At 50.2% G+C, this 17275-nt stretch carries 15 protein-coding genes; 10 read left to right on the top strand and 5 right to left on the bottom strand.

Features of this window, described 5'->3' with window-relative positions; all coding sequences use genetic code 11:
* The first annotated feature begins 24 nt into the window (after positions 1-24).
* From Afil_RS04180 to Afil_RS04170, 3 genes are read left to right on the top strand one after another with little or no spacing between them, the layout of a single operon-like run.
* Positions 25-1563, top strand: a complete 1539-nt coding sequence (locus Afil_RS04180; RefSeq protein WP_230267262.1) for a sugar ABC transporter ATP-binding protein — start codon at positions 25-27, stop codon at positions 1561-1563.
* Between the two features lie 15 nt (positions 1564-1578).
* Positions 1579-2658, top strand: a complete 1080-nt coding sequence (locus Afil_RS04175) for a galactose/methyl galactoside ABC transporter permease MglC (protein WP_230267261.1) — start codon at positions 1579-1581, stop codon at positions 2656-2658.
* Positions 2659-2667: 9 nt separating this feature from the next.
* Complete coding sequence (locus Afil_RS04170) at positions 2668-3042, top strand: InlB B-repeat-containing protein (RefSeq protein ID WP_230267260.1); 375 nt, start codon at positions 2668-2670, stop codon at positions 3040-3042.
* A 313-nt stretch (positions 3043-3355) separates the two neighbouring features.
* Here Afil_RS04170 and Afil_RS04165 read toward each other — a convergent pair whose 3' ends face one another.
* The 3 genes from Afil_RS04165 to Afil_RS04155 all read right to left on the bottom strand — a co-directional run bounded on the left by Afil_RS04165 (position 3356) and on the right by Afil_RS04155 (position 5538).
* Complete coding sequence (locus Afil_RS04165; RefSeq protein WP_230267259.1) at positions 3356-4258, bottom strand: DUF362 domain-containing protein; 903 nt, start codon at positions 4256-4258, stop codon at positions 3356-3358.
* Between the two features lie 66 nt (positions 4259-4324).
* On the bottom strand, positions 4325-4897 hold the full coding sequence (locus tag Afil_RS04160; protein ID WP_230267258.1) for a uridine kinase family protein: 573 nt from the start codon (positions 4895-4897) through the stop codon (positions 4325-4327).
* A gap of 59 nt (positions 4898-4956) precedes the next feature.
* On the bottom strand, positions 4957-5538 hold the full coding sequence (locus Afil_RS04155) for an ECF transporter S component (RefSeq protein ID WP_230267257.1): 582 nt from the start codon (positions 5536-5538) through the stop codon (positions 4957-4959).
* Between the two features lie 339 nt (positions 5539-5877).
* Between Afil_RS04155 and Afil_RS04150 the strand changes: the two genes are divergently transcribed.
* The 3 genes from Afil_RS04150 (at position 5878) to Afil_RS04140 (ending at position 9268) form a co-directional block, all read left to right on the top strand.
* Positions 5878-6870 (top strand): asparaginase, encoded by a 993-nt coding sequence (locus Afil_RS04150; protein ID WP_230267256.1) that lies wholly within the window; start codon positions 5878-5880, stop codon positions 6868-6870.
* 471 nt (positions 6871-7341) lie between these two features.
* Complete coding sequence (gene metK / locus Afil_RS04145; RefSeq protein ID WP_230267255.1) at positions 7342-8451, top strand: methionine adenosyltransferase; 1110 nt, start codon at positions 7342-7344, stop codon at positions 8449-8451.
* 235 nt (positions 8452-8686) lie between these two features.
* Positions 8687-9268 carry a hypothetical protein gene (locus Afil_RS04140; RefSeq protein WP_230267254.1) on the top strand — a complete coding sequence of 194 codons (582 nt, stop codon included), beginning with the start codon at positions 8687-8689 and terminating at the stop codon, positions 9266-9268.
* A 79-nt stretch (positions 9269-9347) separates the two neighbouring features.
* Here Afil_RS04140 and Afil_RS04135 read toward each other — a convergent pair whose 3' ends face one another.
* On the bottom strand, positions 9348-9872 hold the full coding sequence (locus Afil_RS04135; RefSeq protein WP_230267253.1) for an NUDIX hydrolase: 525 nt from the start codon (positions 9870-9872) through the stop codon (positions 9348-9350).
* A gap of 195 nt (positions 9873-10067) precedes the next feature.
* Between Afil_RS04135 and Afil_RS04130 the strand changes: the two genes are divergently transcribed.
* The 4 genes from Afil_RS04130 (at position 10068) to Afil_RS04115 (ending at position 16053) form a co-directional block, all read left to right on the top strand.
* On the top strand, positions 10068-10484 hold the full coding sequence (locus Afil_RS04130; RefSeq protein WP_230267252.1) for a metal-dependent transcriptional regulator: 417 nt from the start codon (positions 10068-10070) through the stop codon (positions 10482-10484).
* Positions 10485-10783: 299 nt separating this feature from the next.
* Positions 10784-12976, top strand: a complete 2193-nt coding sequence (locus Afil_RS04125; protein WP_230267251.1) for a peptidase U32 family protein — start codon at positions 10784-10786, stop codon at positions 12974-12976.
* 361 nt (positions 12977-13337) lie between these two features.
* Positions 13338-14687 (top strand): phosphopyruvate hydratase, encoded by a 1350-nt coding sequence (eno, locus tag Afil_RS04120; protein ID WP_230267250.1) that lies wholly within the window; start codon positions 13338-13340, stop codon positions 14685-14687.
* A gap of 562 nt (positions 14688-15249) precedes the next feature.
* Positions 15250-16053 carry a hypothetical protein gene (locus Afil_RS04115; protein WP_230267249.1) on the top strand — a complete coding sequence of 268 codons (804 nt, stop codon included), beginning with the start codon at positions 15250-15252 and terminating at the stop codon, positions 16051-16053.
* Positions 16054-16205: 152 nt separating this feature from the next.
* Here the strand turns inward: Afil_RS04115 and Afil_RS04110 are convergent, their stop codons facing one another.
* Complete coding sequence (locus Afil_RS04110) at positions 16206-16973, bottom strand: glycerol-3-phosphate acyltransferase (RefSeq protein ID WP_230267248.1); 768 nt, start codon at positions 16971-16973, stop codon at positions 16206-16208.
* Between the last annotated feature and the right edge of the window lie 302 nt (positions 16974-17275).

The raw sequence follows: 17275 nt of genomic DNA, 5'->3' as shown, positions 1-17275 counted from the left end.
TAGAAATACGAAAGGAAAAACGAAATGTCTCAGGTAAATCCAACTGTTCATGACGCAGCTTGGAAAGAAGCACATCCCGTTGTCCTCCAGATGAAGGAAATCACCAAGCAGTTCCCTGGTGTTAAAGCGCTCGACGGCGTTTCTCTGAACGTCCGCGCCGGAAGCGTACACGCACTGATGGGTGAAAATGGTGCCGGTAAATCCACTCTGATGAAATGCCTCTTCGGCGTTTACAACAAAGACAGTGGAACCATCATCCTCGAAGACAAAGAGGTTAACTTCAAAAACTCCAAAGAAGCGCTCGAAAACGGTGTTGCCATGGTTCACCAGGAACTGAACCAGGCGCTTAAGCGCAACGTTATGGACAACCTCTGGCTGGGTCGCTATCCGACAAAAAACGGTTTCGTTTCTGAAGCAACAATGCTCAAGGATACGAAAGCGGTATTCGATGAACTCGAAATCGATGTCGATCCACGAACCGTAATGTCAACGATGCCAGTCGCTCAGCGACAGATGGTTGAAATCGCCAAAGCCGTATCCTTCCATTCGAAGGTAATCGTATTTGACGAACCGACTTCCTCCCTTACGGAAGAAGAAGTAGAACACCTTTTCAAGATTATCAACATGCTGCGTGATCGCGGTGTTGCCATTATTTACATCTCCCACAAGATGGACGAAATTCTGCGCATCTCCGACGAAATCACCGTCATGCGTGATGGTACCTGGGTTGCTACGGAAGTAACGGAAAACATGGATATGAACAAGATCATCAAACTGATGGTCGGCCGTGAACTTACGAACCGCTTCCCGCCCAAGGACAATGTTGTATCCGATGAAGTATCTCTTGAAGTAAAGAACCTCACCGCTCTTTACAACCAGCTGAACGATGTATCCTTCAAGGCACACAAAGGTGAAATCCTTGGTGTTGCCGGTCTGGATGGTGCAGGTCGTACAGAACTGCTCGAAACAATCTTCGGCTACGCCACTCGCAAGGATGGACAGATCTTCCTGCATGGTCAGGAAATCCATAACAAAAACCCGAAAAAGGCTCTTGCCAACGGTTTTGCTCTTCTGACTGAAGAACGCCGCGCCACCGGTATCTTCGGTATTCTGGACATCCGTGCCAACACAACTATTTCCAACCTTAAAAGCTATCTCAAAGCCGGTCTTCTTTCCGATGCGGCAATGAAGAAAGATACGGACTGGTCCATTGGCGCCATGCGCATTAAGACACCGAGTCAGGCGACGAAAATCTCGTCTCTGTCCGGCGGTAACCAGCAGAAAGTAATTCTTGGACGCTGGCTGCTGACCGAACCGGAAATTCTGCTGCTGGATGAACCGACGCGCGGTATTGACGTAGGTGCCAAATATGAAATCTACGAACTGATCTCGAACCTGGCGAAACAGGGCAAGACAGTCATGATGGTTTCATCTGAGATGCCGGAACTGCTCGGCGTCTGCAACCGTATTCTGGTTATGTCCGGCGGTCGTCTTGCCGGCGAGGTAGATGCGGATAACACAAGCCAGGAAGAAATTATGACTCTGGCTGCGAAATACGTATAAAGAGGAAATATTAAAATGTCTGAAAACACAAAAGCAAAAAAGCGGAATCGCATGCAGGTGTGGATGGATGATTACAAGCAGATGGATGCGAAGGACAAAAAACGTGCCATCACGAACCTCCTTCTCAACAACGCAATGTACATCATCATCCTCATTGCGGTCATCTTCATCGGTATCCGCGAACCGAAATACTTCTCTGTATCTTCGATTGTCAACATCATCACACTGACCGCTGCTAAACTGCCGATCGCTCTGGGTATCGGCGGATGTATCGTACTGACCGGTACCGATATTTCGGCCGGCCGTATGGTTGGTCTCGCCGCTGTAATCATCGCGTCGATGTCCATCACCAATAACCGTATTTTCCCGGGTCTCGAACCTCTTCCAATCATTGTTCCGCTTCTGGCTGCTATGGCAGTCTGCGGACTGATCGGTTTCGTAAACGGCTTCTCCGTTGCGAAATTTAAGCTCCATCCATTTATCGTAACCCTGGCTACACAGCTGATCACTTACGGTATCATCCTGATCTACCTCAAGCTCGGTACGAACAACGGCCAGACTCTTTCCGGATTCGACCAGACTTACCGTGACATCGTTACGGGTACGATCTTCTCCATCGGCGCTTCTAAGATCCCAATGTACGTACTGTACGCCATCCTCATGGTTGTCGTTATGTGGATCATCTGGAACAAGACAACCTTCGGTAAAAACATGTTTGCAGTTGGTTCCAACGAAGAAGCAGCTACCGTTTCTGGTGTTAACGTTTCCCGCACAATCATCATGGTTTTCGTTCTCGCGGCAATCATGTACTCTCTGACAGGTTTCATTGACGGTGCCCGTATCGCTTCCGTAAACGCCAACACTGGTTTCAACTACGAGTGTGACGCCATCGCGGCTTGCGTAATTGGCGGCGTTTCCTTCGTCGGTGGTACTGGACGTATCTCCGGTATCGTAATCGGCGTACTCCTGCTGCAGATTATCTTTACTGGTCTGAACTATATGTCCGTTGACCAGAACTACCTGTACATTATTAAGGGTATTATCATCCTCGTTGCCTGCGCGATCGACATGCGTAAGTACCTGACGAAGAAATAAAACCCCATTATGAATGAGAAAAATCATTCTGAGACCCCAACGGATCTCCAACCCGATGGCGGACTGTATAAGAATCTGAACGTCTCCACGCGCACTCTGGGAATTGTAATCATTGCGGGATGCATTCTCTTGTGTTTGTTGATGTACCTCGGTACGCGAAAAGATGGTTACGCAGTTTCCTATAATTCCAAGGGCGGAAGCGATGTACCCTCTCAGGTCTACCAGTTCCAGGACGCTCTGAGTTTAGCTGATGCCCCTGTCCGTGAAGGCTACCGCTTTACAGGCTGGTATACGGACGAAAACTGCACAATGCCTGCGGATAGCTCTCTTCTAGTCGAAGGCGATATGCAGCTCTTTGCCGGCTGGGAACCGGAAACCGATTGACTCAGTTCATTTGATCATTCATTTTCCCCCCCCCTTAAGCTTCAGGCAATACACCCCGTGTTCTCTCGATCGAACACGGGGTTTTTGTTTGGAAAAAAGGCGCGAAGAAACGGGCAGGTGTCCCGTTGATCCGGCTGCGGCCAGAACGACCCGCAACGGGGCCCGGCCCAGGTTTTCAAACGGCCGGATACTTCAGACGCCAAAACGTAAAAAGTCCTCTGCCACCCAGAATTCTGGGAAGGGCAGAGGACTTCTGCTGTTCAGTGCTCAGTACTGGAGTTCAGTACTGGATGGTATAGAGATTGAATCGGACTTACTTCTCGTCGATGTCGATCAGTTCGTATTCACGATTTCCAAAGCCAAGAGCTGCGGCAGCTTCAACCGTGTGAACGCCATGACGGCTCTCTACACGTTCAAGGAAGTGATCACGTCCTGGGTCATCGGAGCTGTAGACCATATCAAGGCAGGCCTGATCGATCGCAACCGGGTCGGTGGAGATCATGATGCCGATATCTTTCATGCACGGATCTTCAGCGACATGGCAGCAGTCGCAGTCAACGGACAGGTTGACCAGGCAGTTGATGTACACAATGCTGTCCTTGAAGAAGGTGTTTACGCTTTCCGCGGCATCGGCCATAGCTTCGAGGAATTCATCGTGATTCACTTCTTTTTCCCAGCAGTCTTTCATCGAATCGGACTGACCGGTGGAGTGGATCCAGCACTTGCCGGCTGTGGATGCGCAGCCGATGGAGAGCTGTTTGAGGGCACCGCCAAAGCCGCCCATCGGATGGCCTTTAAAGTGCGAAAGCACGAGCATGGAGTTGTATTTCTCAATGTCCTTGCCGACGAAGTTTTTCTTGATGATTTTTCCGTTTGGAATTTCGAGGACTTTATCTGGTCCAGCCGCATCGAGGATTTCTACATCGAAGTTTTCGGTCCAGCCATGATCGCGAAGTACTTTTTCGTGTTCGAGGGTGTTGAAACGATGGCCGCCCATGTCGTGACCGTAAGCGGTGTTGCATTCAACGACCGTACCGTTGACTTCGTCTACGATCGGTTTTACGAATTCCGGACGCAGGAAGTTCTGGTTGCCGGCTTCACCGGTATGCAGCTTAACGGCTACATTGCCTTTCAGTTCCTTGCCTAAAGCTTTGTACAGACGGACTAAGGAGTCGCGTCCAGTGTTGCGGGTAAAATACACTTTGGATTTTTCCACGATAATATTCCTTTCATTGATCCAAAAATCGTTCATTCAAACAGAGACGTCTAAAACCGGGTGGCCTCAGAAGCTGGTGTCCACAATCTGATCGATCGCGTTCGTGTCGAGTCCGTTTTCGAAATAGTTTTCTTCGAGCGGAATCCATTTCGCTTCGAAGTTTGCGTACTTCTCTGCACCTTCCCGTTTCAAAAGCCGTTCTTTCTGCTCTTCCTTAGAACACGTCAGGAAGAGCAGAAAATCAACAAAAGGGAGCAGGTGAGCGCTGGCACTGTATGTGCCTTCGAGAAGCAGAATGCGCGGACGCTTCAAAGCGCGGGCCGACTGTAAAGTCATGGTTCTGCAGGAAAAGGGACAATAGATCGTTTCTTCCTTTTTCTGCAAAGGAAGCAGGACTTCATCGAGAATGCGTTCGTAATCGACGTTGGCACCTGGAGTCTTGAGACGTTCGGGCGTTCGATCTTCTGGCCGAAGGAAAAAGTCATCCATATGCAGGATGGAGCAGTCGTCCAGCCGGTCCACTAACAGAGAGGCCAGAGTCGTCTTTCCTGATCCGCATCGACCGTCAATCGCGACGACGAACATTGGCTTGTCGCTCTGGCTCCTTTTTTCTTCGAGCGTTTTTACGATCGCATCCAATCGGTCAGCCCGAGAGGACGGAACAGATCCGTTCTGTATTGGGTTTTCGTTTGAAGAACTCATGCCTCCGCCTTGGCTGCCGAGACGGCGGCTTTCTGGGATGCGGCGGGACGTTCAAAGCGAAGCACGCCGGTTTTGTCGAGAACTACCATCAGAAGCGGGATTGCGGTCAGCTGCAGGATAATTCCCGGGATGGCATTTGAGAAGGCGCCGGCAATGAAGGCGCTGAGTGTAAAGGCGGAACCAGAGAGCCCCATCAGCACAGCCATTACGACACCCCAGATGATGCGTCCGCCAATCATGGCGCCAAGCAGGGACGTATAGACACTTACAATCGACTGCTTTTTCTGGATCTGATACAGCCATCCGGAAATGGCACCGTATGCGGCCAGTTCAAAAGCCATGGCCACAGCCTGTGGCATCATCGGCGGCATCGAGAACATAGCGCTTCGAAGCAGCGGCATAATTGCGCCGACGACCAGACCGTATTTCCAGCCGCAGATCAGTCCGCAAAGCAGAACCGGCACATGCATGGGACAGAGCATGTTTCCAATGAACTGAATCTGACCGGTAAGGAAGGGCAGAACCAGACCGGCGGCCAGAAACAGTGCCGACAGGGTCAGTTTCTGTACAGGTTTCAAATACAGCATCTCCTTTCTTTCTCTTGATCTCTTTCAGTATATATTCCATAAAAGAGCGATACAAAGCGTGAAGAGCACAATATTCTTATTCTCTTAGAAAATAATAGAAAGGTTCTTATTTGAATTATGAATAAATTTTCCTTACGGCCGTACCTGAAAATCATGCAGGTAAAGCAGAAAAAGGAAAAGAGGCTTTCTTTGTCCGGATCGCCGCCCGCCCGATCCGCCTGTGTGCAAACCGTGTACGGCTTCAATTCGTGATACACTCGAAGCCGTACAGAGATACAGAGAAAGGAGACAAACAGGAGCCCAAATTGCAGCCCTGTTCAAAGTGAAGCTATGGAAACAAAACCCAAAAAGCGCATCGCCATTATTTCGACTGGCGGAACGATTGCCGGATCCGGCCGGATGGGCGAAGCGGCGACGTATCGCGCGGGAACCCTGTCGGTTGAGTCGATTCTTTCCAGCGTCAGCTCCATTCAGGAACTCGCCGATCTGGAAGTCTTTTCCGTCTGCTCCAAGGATTCTAATGACATTACGGAAGAAGATCTGTTTCGCATTAAGGTCAAAGCGGAAGAACTCGAACAGGACGACCGGTTCGATGGCATTGTCATTACCCATGGAACGGACACGCTCGAAGAAACCGCCTTTTTCCTCAACCTGGTTCTGAATGTCTCCAAGCCGATTGTCATGACCGGCGCCATGCGCCCGGCAACCGCGACGAGTGCGGACGGCCCGATGAACCTGTATCAGGCGGTCGCTCTGGCCGCCAATCCCAAAGCGGAAAAAATGGGCGTGCTCGCCGTTCTGTCGGATACGATTTATTCCGGCCGCGATCTGACGAAAGTCAATTCGATCAAGACCGACGCGTTTGAAGTCGGCGATCCAGGTCCGATCGGCTACATGCAGGATGACAAGGCGTATCTCATTCACGCCCCGTATCGCCGCCATACCATTTATTCGCGCTTTGCGATTGAGCAGATTCCGCGGCTTGCACGCGTGGAAATTTATTATGTCCATGCGCAGAGCGATCCGGATCTGCTTGCGTACATGCTGGAAACGTATGACGGCGTCATTATCGCCGGATCCGGCTCGGGCAACTATTCGCAGGAAATCCGGGAAGTCATCGAAAACTACACCGGACCCGCGCTCATCGTCCGCACCAGCCGGCTGCTCGAAGGCGCAGCCTTTGAATCTCCGGTTTTTGATCCGCTCAAGAAAACCATTCCGGCCCATCGCCTCTCTCCGCATAAAGCGAGAATTCTTACCCAGCTCGCGCTCAGTTACGGCGTGCCGCGCGAAGAAATGCTCGCGCTCTTCCGAGAATACTGATCGAAACCGCGCCCTGAAGATCATAAGAGAAAACGTACAAAAGCGCCGGCAACGTCTTTGCGGCGCTTTTTCATCGTTTCAGGAAAAGAAATTTGTCCTTATTAACGAACCGGATCATCGAAACCAGGGATAAAAATCAAAACGACAGCACGTGGACACAAAATTCGCTATACTGAACTAACGGGTTTTTGGGCAAAACAAAGGCATTGACCGGGTCCAGAATTCATACCTGCACTATAATGAAAAGCACTGAAATACTCTTATCAAGAGTCGGGGGAGAGAGTCAGCTCTATGATCCCGCGCCAACCTCGTAACTGGTGGCCCAGCTGACATCGATAACGAAGGCGCTGATGAATAACATAAGCATGCTTCGGTATGCTTTTTTTCTGGTTAAGGACTTCGAATATCTCCAGGAAGTATTTCACATTCTCATGAAGTATCCCGTAACTGAATGTATAAGGAGGAAATTTGATGAAAAACTATATTTTTACCAGTGAGTCGGTAACAGAAGGACATCCAGACAAAGTCTGTGACCTGATTGCGGACTCGATCGTTGATGAAGCTCTTCGCCAGGATCCTAATTCCAACATGGCGGTAGAAGCCACCATCAAGGATGATTTCATTCTGGTTTACGGCGAAGCCAACACGAAAGCCGTCATCGATTTCGAACAGATCGCCAAAGACGTTCTGAAGAAAATCGGCTATCCGGAAGAATATCACGTACACACCGTTGTAAATAAGCAGTCCCCGGAAATCCATAACGCGGTCAACAAGAACAAGGACGGCAAGCTCGAGGTTGCGGCCGGCGACCAGGGCATCATGTTCGGCTACGCATCCAACGAAACGGATGAATTCATGCCGGCCCCAATTTACTATGCGCACAAGCTGTCCCGTCAGCTGACCAAAGTTCGCCGCGAGCATCCGGATCTGCTGCGTCCGGACGGAAAGACACAGGTTTCCGTAGAATATAAGGATGACAAGCCCGTACGCATTGATACGATTGTCGTTTCCACCCAGCATTCTCCAGAAATCAGCCAGGAAGACCTCAGCAAGCTCATCCGCAAGGAAGTCATCGATGCGGTCATCCCGTCTGAACTTCTCGATGAAAATACAAAATACTTCATCAACCCAAGCGGATCGTTCGTAGTCGGCGGATCCTTCGGCGACTCCGGCACCACAGGCCGTAAGATTGTCTGCGATACCTATGGCGGAATGGGCCATATCGGCGGCGGATGCTTCTCTTCAAAAGACCCGACCAAAGTAGACCGTTCGGCAGCTTACTATGCCCGCTGGGTAGCCAAGAACATCGTTGCCAATGGACTGGCAGACAAGTGCGAAGTCGAAGTGGCTTACGCCATCGGACGCAAGGAACCTGTTTCGATTCTCGTGGACACCTTCGGCACCGGCAAAGTCAGCGACGAAGAAATCATGGATATCGTCAAGAAGAACTTCAATTTCGAAGTCGGCAATATTCTTGAAGAACTCGATCTGCGCAAACCAATTTATACCCGTACAACCAACTACGGTCATTTCGGCGACCCCAAACTTCCGTGGGAAAAAGTAATTGAGCTCAAGCGCTAAATAGAAATTCTGTTTTCAAAATTCAAAGTCTCCAGAACGCATCAGCAGGTTCTGGAGACTTTTTCTGCAGGCAGGAAAACAGGTCGTTTTTCCAGAATCGGATCCGTTAAAATCAGACTAAGGACAGGAATCAGACTAAGGACAGGAATCAGACTAAGGACAGGAATCAGACTAAGGACAGGAATCAGACTAAGGACAGGAATCAGATTAAGGACAGGAAAAGGAGGGAAAGAACATGGCACACTGCCTTTGTATAAATGGATACGATATGTGGAATGGCGATGGAAAACCGGAAATCAACGCGTTTTCCATTTCGTTTTTTGAAGAATTTATGGAGGCGCATCCAGGAGTATTCCTCGTGGGGACGGACTACCCGGGAATAGACTACAAAGCTCCTGACATTTTTGAGTATATTTACGACTGCTATGACTGGGCACCGTCCAGAGAACCGGACTGCTGGCTTTGTGAGGATTGCGAAAGCCTGACTGTCTTTTTTGACGACGACAATTACCGCCTTGACCACCGTTACGATTTCGTGAAAATGGAAAAACTGTACGAACCGGGCGATAAGGGCTTTGATGACTGGGAAGAGTATGTGGCCATGCGAAATGATGAACTGGATGAATTCGGCGACTGGTATATTGGCATGGATCCGCTGACTGCACTGAAAACCTATCCCTTCAAATACCGGTATAAAGTTTCACCGGATCAAAAATACATCTGTGCGTTTGATTCCAGCCAGAATCTGGTTTTCTCCTACGAACAGGTCCGCTTTCTGGATTTCCAGAAGGAAGAAAAGCGCACCGTAAACGAATGAAGTCTGGAGGCATCTCGACATGGATTCCGTCGCGTTCCATCCTTCTCATTTGAAGCTGGCGACGGGAAGGAGCAGCCGATCAGTCTGTCCCCAGATAGATGGACGAATCCTTCAGATCCAGCTCTTTTTCATTCAGTGTCGCGTGCGTGAGCGTGTCGCCCAGATAGTTCAGTTCCATATAAAATAATGGGACATGTTCCTTGAGCAGCTTTAGAAAGATTCGATCGCCTTTCCAGAGATTGAGCGAGGCGATAGCGCTCCAGTCCATCCAGACCAGATCGCCTTCGCTGCACTCCTGCAGGCGCTTTTCTTCCTGCGGATCGAGTTCTCCCGTGTACAGAAACATAAGTTCTGAAAAGAGCGGATCTTCTTCGTGTTTTCGAAAGTTAAAGGTGATGATGCCGCAGAGTCTGGGATCATTCCAGTGTAGGCCGGTTTCTTCCCGGCATTCGCGCTGCATGCAGCCCAGGACCGTTTCGCCGTCTTCAAGCTTTCCGCCGATCCCAATCCATTTTTCCTTGTTGATGTCGTTTTCCTTTTTTGTGCGATGAAGCATGAGTACTTTGTCTTTGCTTTGAATGTAGCCAAGCGTTGTCACTAACATGGTGTCTCCTTTTCGTCTGATCTGTTTCTATAGCCAATTTCTGCACGTTTAAATTTGTTTCTATTTTACCCGCATTGAGAACAGCCGGTGTCTGACAGAAAGCCGGCGTGCTCCGATTGAAGCCGTTTCGTCTGCGCGTTTTGCCAAAAGGCCGGCTTCGTTGACTCCCTATGTGAGTTTGTTTAAACTAATGGCATGATGATCGATAAAAAAGACCCGATCCTGACGGAATCGGTTGAAGACTATCTCGAATCCATTCTTGTACTGTCCACCAAACTGCCGTATGTACGGAGTGTGGATGTAGCCAGCCATCTCGGCTTTTCCAAGCCTTCGGTCTCTCATGCCGTCAAAATGCTTACCGAACAGGGCTATCTTCTCGCAGATCCCAATAAACATCTGATCCTTTCGGACAAGGGAAGAGAAGCGGCGCAGCATACGTACCAGCGCCATGAATTTTTCACGCAGATGCTTACGAACATCGGCGTCGATCCGCAGATCGCCGAAGACGATGCCTGCCGGATTGAACACGTGATTTCGCAGGAAACGTTCGACGCCATCAAGACGTACTATAATTCGTCTGCCCCAGAAACCGCGGAAGAAGAAGCTGCGTAAACGATAATTGAATTTTCGGACTGAGATTTTTCAAATGAGAAATCCAGTCCTTTTTCTTTGGATCCGTTTCGCAAAGCCAGGACGGGCAGACCGAGAAGAGCGGCCGTTTCGTTTGAACGTTTCCGCGGGGCTGGCCATAATGAAAACGATGAAACGGACGGCGACTTTTGGGATTCGCCAGAGCGGCCGTCCAAACCCTGTGAAAAAAGTTTTTCATAAAACCAGAAATTCTGAATCGACAAGAGCGACTGCTTTCTCTTCTGCCGGATTCAGATCGATATAGAACGGGAGCGATAGCTATGAATCTTGAAGTCCTTTCCCCAGCCGGAAATGAGCAGGCGCTCAAAGCCGCCTTTGCGGGCGGCGCCGATGCGGTTTATCTGGCGTTGCCGCAGTTTGGCGCGCGGGCGTACGCGGCCAATTTCACACTCGATCAGGTCGCCAAAGCCATTGAAGACGCGCATCTCGCGGGCAAGCGCATTTACGTCACGATGAATACGCTCATTGAAGAAGACCATATGGAAGAGGCGTATCAGCAGGCCAAAGCCCTTCATGAACTGGGCGTCGACGCGCTCATCATTCAGGACCTCGGTCTGATCCATCTTCTGCATCATCGCCTGCCCAATCTCGAACTGCACGCTTCTACACAGCTTTCTGTTTCCACACCGTATCAGATCGAACAGCTGCGCAAGCTCGGCGTAAAGCGCTGCGTGCTGGCCAGAGAAGCTACGCTTGACGAAATCAAAGCGTGCGCGGCGACGGGAATGGAACTGGAAGTCTTTATCCATGGCGCTCTGTGCATTTCGTATTCGGGACAGTGCCGGTTTTCTCAGGTGCGCTACGATCGTTCAGCCAATAAAGGAAAATGCGCGCAGGCATGCCGCATGGAATACACGCTTGAAGAAAACGGAATGCCGATTCCGCTTCCCGGCAAGTATCTGCTTTCTCCTAAAGATCTTTCCGCGATCGATCAGATCAGCCAGCTCGCCAAAGCCGGGGTATTCTCGCTGAAAATTGAAGGCCGTATGAAATCGCCAGAATACGTCTACGAAAGCGCCGCAGCCGCCCGTGCTGCAGCAGACGGTCTTCGCGTAGGCAAAGAACTGAAAGTCGGCATGGAAACCGCGTTTAACCGCGGCTATACGACCGGTCATGGCTGGAAGGCGAAAGGCACTGTGCTGATGAATACGGAAACGTCCAACCATCAGGGCATCCATCTTGGCAAGGTCATTAAAGTCAGCCATGACCGCGCCCGCATTGTTCTTGATGAAGATCTGCATCAAAATGACGGTCTTCGCTTTGTGCAGAGGAATCGTTCCACCGGATGCAATGCCAACTTCATTTTCGATACCCGCGGCAAGCTGATCGCCAAAGCCGCCAAAGGGGAAACGGTTGAAGTACGCGTTCCCGGCGGCGTGTTTAACGGCATGGAAGTCCGCAAGACGACAAGCTATCTTCTGCAGAAAGATGTGGAAGAAGCCATTCGAACTTCGCATCCGCAGGCGGATATCGCCTTTACGCTTAAGGCGGCCAAAATCGGGGATCCGTTGATTCTCGAAGCGACGGATGGAACCCATACCGTGGCTATTGAAGGCGGTCTTCTCGAAGCGGCACAGAAAGCCCCAAGCAAAACGGAACAGATTGTCCGTTCTCTGAAGAAGACGAAAGATACCTGGGCCAATCCGGCAACGATTGATGTGGATCTGCCGGACAACGCCTTTATTCCGGTATCGATTCTGAATACGATGCGCCGTGAGGCAATTGATCAGCTCGGCGCGCTGCGTCTGCAGCGCGGACCGCTCGTCGAAGTCGAGTCTACGTACCAGCCCAAAGCGCCCAAGCCGCTGCCTTCCTTTGTGCAGATACAGAACAAAAACCAGAAGACGGATCTGCCTCTGCTGCAGGTCAGCGAATTCCCGATTCCGGGAACGGAGCGCAAATCTCCGATTTATAAGGATGAAGGCTATATTACCGATTCGCTGGGCAAAGGCGAAATCGTGGAAAACCTGAACATTACCAACTCCTACGCGGCTGCGGCGTTGCTTGAAATGGGCTATCAGGGCGGCGTTCTGGCCGGCGAACTGAGCGATGAAGATCGGCAGGCGCTTTTAAAGGCGTTTAAAGACCGCTATGGCTTTGAAGCTCCAGTCATTCTGACGGTTTACGAAAAGCCAAGACTGATGGTCATGAAACACTGCCCGGTCAATACGGCTTTAAAAGACGGCAAGCGTCAGAACTGCTCGCTTTGCCGGACCAACCGCTATACGCTGCTGGGCAAAGACGGACGCCGTGCATTCCTGTATGGAAACCCGGACTGCCGCATGCAGGTGTTTGATGAAAAGGCCATCGACACCATCGACCAGATCCCGGGCTACGCTCGCGAAGGTGTGCACGCATTCCGTATGGTCATGAGCGACGAAAGCCATGATGAGACAGAACAGCTTGAAAAGCAGATGTTAGAAAACCTCGAAGCCATCAGCGGAAACAAATAATTAGAGGATTTCATCCAGAAAATAAAGAGCAGAGCCAGGCGCTTGCAGCGTCTGGCTTTTTGCGGGATTCAGGCTTTGCAAGCCGATTTCAGTCCGAAAAATCATCCGGGTTGTCTGCAGATGATCAAATCGGTACAGTGGAATTTTCCTGAGTGATATGTGTATCCAATCGGCTTAAGATTAGGGAAATCCTTGAATTTGTCCAAAAATGAACTTTTTGAAAGCGGGCTTTGAACGGGCGGACTGAACCCCCTTTTTTGAAAAGGCAGAAAACGGTGCATCCGGCTAAGGTCTTTATCGAATCAAGCGGCCGCTGTGCTATAATTTGCCTGTATCAAGGCAAAGGAGGAAATATTTCAATATGCCTATTATTACGGATGTCTATGCACGCGAAGTCCTGGATTCCCGTGGAAACCCGACTGTAGAGTGCGAAATCACAACTGAATCCGGCGCATATGGTCGCGCAATGGTACCAAGCGGTGCTTCTACTGGTGAACGTGAAGCCCTCGAACTGCGTGATGGCGACAAATCTCGTTACCTCGGAAAAGGAACAACACAGGCTGTTGCCAATGTAAACACAAAAATCGCTCCTGCTATCATCGGTATGGATGTTACAGATCAGATCCTGATCGACAAGACCATGCTTGAACTCGACGGCACAGATTTCAAATCCAATCTCGGTGCCAACGCTACACTGGCTGTATCCATGGCTGCTGCATGGGCTGCTGCTGACTACTACGGAATTCCTTTCTACAACTATGTAGGCGGCTGCAACGCACACGTTATGCCTGTACCAATGTGCAATGTTATCAACGGCGGAAGCCACGCTGACTCCACCGTAGACTTCCAGGAATACATGATCATGCCTGTTGGTGCAACTTCTGAAAAAGAAGCTGTTCGCATGGCTGCTGAAGTCTTCCACAACCTGAAGTCCGTTCTGAAAGCAAAAGGCTACAACACCAACGTTGGTGACGAAGGCGGTTTCGCTCCTTCCTGCAAAGACGGAAACGAAGAACCTCTGAAACTGCTCGTTGAAGCTACTAAGAAAGCCGGCTATGTTCCTGGCAAAGACATCATGATCGCCATGGACGTTGCTGCTTCTGAGTTCCACAACCACGAAACTGGTCTGTACGAACTGAAGAAATCCGGCGGCGGAAACAAGACTTCCGAAGAAATGATCGCTATGTACCAGGAATGGGTAGAAAAATATCCGATCATCTCCATCGAAGACGGTCTTGGCGAACGCGACTGGGACGGCTGGAAGAAACTGACCGATACACTCGGCAAACGCATCCAGCTGGTTGGTGACGACCTGTTCGTTACAAACCCGAAAATCCTTGCAGAAGGTATCGCTAAAGGCATCGCCAACGCAATCCTGATCAAGGTTAACCAGATCGGTACTCTGACTGAAACATTCGACGCCATCGAACTCGCTCAGAAACACAACTACACCACAGTTGTTTCCCACCGTTCCGGCGAAACCGAAGACTCCACAATCGCTGACATCGCTGTTGGTACAAACGCTGGCCAGATCAAGACTGGATCTCTCTCCAGAACTGACCGTATCGCGAAGTACAACCGCCTGATGCGCATTGAAGACGAACTGAACAAACGCGGAACCGTATCCGTAGCTCAGTATCCAGGCGTTGACGCTTTCTATCAGCTCGACATGGCAGCTGTAGAAGCCGACATGGATAAACAGTCCAACTAATTGCATTTCCTCTGAACCAGAGCCGGGTGAACACCCGGCTTTTTTTGTGGGAAAACGGCGCGAATACGGCGGATGCGCTTTTTTGTAAAGGCTTTGTACAGGTTGATAAAATCGTCTTTTTCAGACTTTTTGCGGTAGATGAATGTGTCAAAAAGCGTTAGAAATAGGGGAGAGATACGGAATAAATAACGGAAATTGTAGGATTTCGCTGGATGAAATCGGAAGAGATCGAAAACAGGAAAGATCTAAAACAAAATGGAATACGGATAGTAATAACTCTGTAACAGTGTGTTGGTTAAAAATGCACGGTTTCTGGCCGGCATGGATTTCGGGTTGAGCCGATCGTTGCGGATTTGTTAGACTGAAACGCAGAAAAATTCCAGAACGGAGTTTTCATGCGCACGCCTTACGCAAAGTCATCCTTCTTTGCCCCCTTGCCGCCCGCTTTTCAGGAGCGGGTAAGGGATGTCTTTTGAAGAGAGGATCGGCTTTTCAGGATGTCCTTTTCTGGATTATGGAGGAAAGGATGATTTAGAGAACGCGCACAGGAGTGAAAGAAATTATGAAAAAATGGATTGCCTCTTTACTGGCCGTCGTCTTATCCGGCCTGATGATACCTGCGCTCTCGCTTTACGCGAAAGAGGGCGAAAAGCCGGCAAACGGCTTTGAAAAAAGCGCGGCACTGGGAACGATGCAGATTCCCGCTGTGACCGCACCGTGCCTTGAGCAGTGCAAAAAAGAAAATATGAAAACGCGCCAGATCAGTCTGTTTCAGAGCCCCAAACCGTATTCGCAGGGTACGCTGATCGGCTATTCGCTCGATGACACCCTGCTCATGGAAATCGATGGACAGACGTATCACGTTCATCCCACTTGCGTAGCAGTCAGTCAGGAAGAAAAAGACGCGCTGAAAGACTACCAGAAAAAGGAAGCGGATCGCGAAAAGCGGCGTCTGGATGCGGAGATGAAAGTCAGCCAGGCTAAAAACGCGTCACAGCCCGCCGGAACGATGGCCGATCTCGAAGAAGAAGATCTGGAAATCAAGCTCGATACGCCCCAGTGGAATGGAGCGGTTCTTAACCGCAGTGCCGGAACCATTATGGGTCCTTCCGGAAAAGAGACGTACTACAATCTTCCGATGGACGGCGTCGTTCGCATCATGCGTTCGATCGGCAACAATGACAAATACTGGGTGCGAGAAGACGGCGTAAAAATGTTAGGCGATTATGTCATGGTCGCCGCCCATCTGCCCACCCGTCCTCGTGGCTCTCTGATCCAGACGTCCCTTGGCATGGGCATCGTCTGCGACACCGGAACCTTTGCGCTCAACAATCACACGCAGCTCGATATCGCGGTCAACTGGTAATCTGCCTTTCGCGAAGCCAGTCTCCCGGATTCCAAGCCATAAACCAATGCAGAAAACAAAAATCGCACATTCCCGCCAAACGCAGTTTCGAAAAACGCGTCGGACGATGGATGTGCGATTTTTATTTTGTTCAAAGGGAGCTTGAGCGCAGATTACTTTTCTGTGCTGTTCGCGCCTTCGGTAATCGACTGTGCCGTCCTGGATTCTGCTTCCTGAATTGCGGGCTCTATGTCGGCATCGAGCGCTTCAAGAAGTTCTTCCTCTTCTTTTTCTATACGCTCTTCTTTTCGCTCTTTTTTGCTTTTCAAAGTCGATGCAGAGCTCTGGGCAGCGCTAGAAGATTCTGCGAGCGGTTTTCCATCCTTGAGGCGGTTTGGGCGAAGGTTAAGCCACGCCATCAGCACGGCCATGAACAGGGCGGGAAGAAACGTGATCCACGAAAAGCGAAACGCCATGAAAATCATGAAGACGACGTCGATCAGAAGCGCGGCGATTTTTACGCCAAATTTCATCAGGACACCAAGCGCTCCCGCGGCCAGCGCACTGAAACCGGCCAGCGGCCAGTACAGGACAAACGATGCGGCGGTAACGGCTACGCCCTTGCCGCCCTGAAAATGATGCCATATAGGAAAGCAGTGGCCGAGCAGCGTGCCGCATCCGGTATACAGCGGGATCAGCTTCGTATACGCGGGAAAGAGCAGTACACATATATAAACCGCGGCGCAGGTTTTGAGAATGTCGCCAAGCAGAACGAAGATTCCGGCTTTTTTGCCGAGAACCTTGATCGTGTTGGTCATGCCCGGATTCCCGGAGCCGCTTTTAAACAGGTCTTTTTCAAAGAGGCGGCCGACCAGTGAAGCCGTGAGAATGTTGCCAAAGGCGTATCCGATCAGGACACACCACAATAAATCCAGTTCCATATCGTCCTCGTTTCTGTGAATAAGTGCTCTGTCTGGGGAGCTTTTACTTGCCGGAAGATTTTACGATCAGATAAAACACCCCGAGGATAATTAACAAAGCGAGAATGGATCCTCCAAGCGTAATCAGAGAATCCAGTGCGGAATCAATTGCCAACATAAAACAGCCTTCTTTCCAGTGGGCTTTCTTCCAGGCACACAGACAGACCAAATCGAATCGCGTGGCGTCGATCGATCGGCGCTCTGCAGGATACGGAAGAATCAGGAACGTGTCTTTCCTGAACCGATTTTATTATACCTGTATG

Origin of the sequence: Allobaculum fili (genome assembly GCF_020969955.1) — a bacterium.
GTDB lineage: Bacteria > Bacillota_I > Bacilli_A > Erysipelotrichales > Erysipelotrichaceae > Allobaculum > Allobaculum fili.
This window is presented reverse-complemented; position numbering and strand designations above follow the sequence as displayed.

What these genes read in the sequence shown, in the direction of transcription:
- Afil_RS04180 (WP_230267262.1), top strand. Translation starts at nt 25, where the DNA reads ATGTCTCAGGTAAATCCAACTGTTCATGACGCAGCTTGGAAAGAAGCA.
- Afil_RS04175 (WP_230267261.1), top strand. Translation starts at nt 1,579, where the DNA reads ATGTCTGAAAACACAAAAGCAAAAAAGCGGAATCGCATGCAGGTGTGG.
- Afil_RS04170 (WP_230267260.1), top strand. Translation starts at nt 2,668, where the DNA reads ATGAATGAGAAAAATCATTCTGAGACCCCAACGGATCTCCAACCCGAT.
- Afil_RS04150 (WP_230267256.1), top strand. Translation starts at nt 5,878, where the DNA reads ATGGAAACAAAACCCAAAAAGCGCATCGCCATTATTTCGACTGGCGGA.
- metK (WP_230267255.1), top strand. Translation starts at nt 7,342, where the DNA reads ATGAAAAACTATATTTTTACCAGTGAGTCGGTAACAGAAGGACATCCA.
- Afil_RS04140 (WP_230267254.1), top strand. Translation starts at nt 8,687, where the DNA reads ATGGCACACTGCCTTTGTATAAATGGATACGATATGTGGAATGGCGAT.
- Afil_RS04135 (WP_230267253.1), bottom strand. Translation starts at nt 9,872, where the DNA reads ATGTTAGTGACAACGCTTGGCTACATTCAAAGCAAAGACAAAGTACTC.
- Afil_RS04130 (WP_230267252.1), top strand. Translation starts at nt 10,068, where the DNA reads ATGATGATCGATAAAAAAGACCCGATCCTGACGGAATCGGTTGAAGAC.
- Afil_RS04125 (WP_230267251.1), top strand. Translation starts at nt 10,784, where the DNA reads ATGAATCTTGAAGTCCTTTCCCCAGCCGGAAATGAGCAGGCGCTCAAA.
- eno (WP_230267250.1), top strand. Translation starts at nt 13,338, where the DNA reads ATGCCTATTATTACGGATGTCTATGCACGCGAAGTCCTGGATTCCCGT.
- Afil_RS04115 (WP_230267249.1), top strand. Translation starts at nt 15,250, where the DNA reads ATGAAAAAATGGATTGCCTCTTTACTGGCCGTCGTCTTATCCGGCCTG.
- Afil_RS04110 (WP_230267248.1), bottom strand. Translation starts at nt 16,973, where the DNA reads ATGGAACTGGATTTATTGTGGTGTGTCCTGATCGGATACGCCTTTGGC.